Annotated in this window: 1 protein-coding gene; it reads right to left on the bottom strand. The window is 71.1% G+C overall.

Annotated features, from left to right (window positions below; genetic code table 11):
- Positions 1–1,244, bottom strand: a 1,244-nt coding sequence (locus tag DXK93_RS26865) for a Zn-dependent hydrolase (protein WP_147400282.1), incomplete at both ends; no start/stop codon positions are given.

Here is a 1,244-nt window from a genome sequence, read left to right as displayed (position 1 = left end):
CGCAGCTTGCGGTCCAGTTCCAGCACCGACTGGTACAGCACGCGGGTGCCATCCAGCAGCTGCGCGGGCTCGATCCACTCTTCCGGACAGTGGCTGCGGCCGTTCAGGCAGGGGATGAAGATCATGCCGATGGGGCCGGTGGGCGCCATGTAGACCGCGTCGTGGCCCGCGCCGCTGGGCAGGCGCATGGAGGCGTAGCCGAGCTGATCGGCGGCGGCCTGCACCGCGTCCATCACCAGCGGCGTGCAGTCGGTGGGCCGCGCGCGGCTCAGCTGCGTGAAGCTTGCGGACAGGCGCAGCGCGGTCAGGTCGGTGGCCACGCCGGCCATCAGCGTTTCCGGGAAGGCGTCCAGCACGGCATCGCTGTCGCTGCGCATTTCCAGCGTCAGCTCGACCCGGCCCGGCACCGCGTTGGCGGCGTTCGGCGTCATGGACAACCGGCCCACGGTGGCGACCACGTAATGCGGATTGCCGCTGGCGGCGCTGGCCTGGCGGTGGGCGGCATCGATGATGCGGGCCGCGCCCACCAGGGCGTCGCGGCGGATGTCCATGGGCGTGGTGCCGGCATGATCCGGCTGGCCTTCCACCGTGATCAGCACGCGGCGGATGCCGACGATGTTGGTGACCACGCCGATAGGCAGGCCGCGGCTTTCCAGCACCGGGCCTTGTTCGATATGCAGTTCGACGAACGCCGCGGTGCCGTCAGGGCCGCGCAGCGGCGCGCCCAGCGCCGAGGGGTCGCCGCCGATGCGGGCGATGCCGGCCGCGAGCGTCTCGCCTTCGGGATTGCGGGCCGCCAGCATGTCGGGCGTCAGCTGGCCACAGAGCGCGCGGCTGCCGACGCAGGAAATGCCATAGTCGCTGGGTTCCTCGGACAGGAAGTCGATGACCTCGAAGGGATGTTCCAGCTGCACGCCTTGCTCGCGCAGGGTGTGGGCCACTTCGATGCCGGCCAGCACGCCGATGATGCCGTCGAAACGGCCCCCGGCCATCACGGTGTCGCAATGCGAGCCGGTGGCGATGGGCTTGCGCGCGGGGTCGCGCCCGGCCAGCGTGCCTATCAGGTTGCCGCCAGCGTCCAGGCGGGTCGCCAGGCCCGCGGCCTCGAATTCGCTGCGCAGCCAGGCGCGGGCCTCGTCGAACAGCGGCGAGAATGCGCGGCGCGTCCAGGGGACGTCGGGCAGGGTGAAACGGGAAAGGGTTTCGACGCGGGCCCAGAGGCGCTCGGCGTTCAGGGGAGGAAA

Origin of the sequence: Achromobacter sp. K91 (assembly GCF_003576205.1) — a bacterium.
Lineage (GTDB): Bacteria > Pseudomonadota > Gammaproteobacteria > Burkholderiales > Burkholderiaceae_B > Achromobacter > Achromobacter aegrifaciens.
Note: the sequence above shows the minus strand (reverse complement) of the source record. Positions and strands in the feature narration are given on the sequence as shown.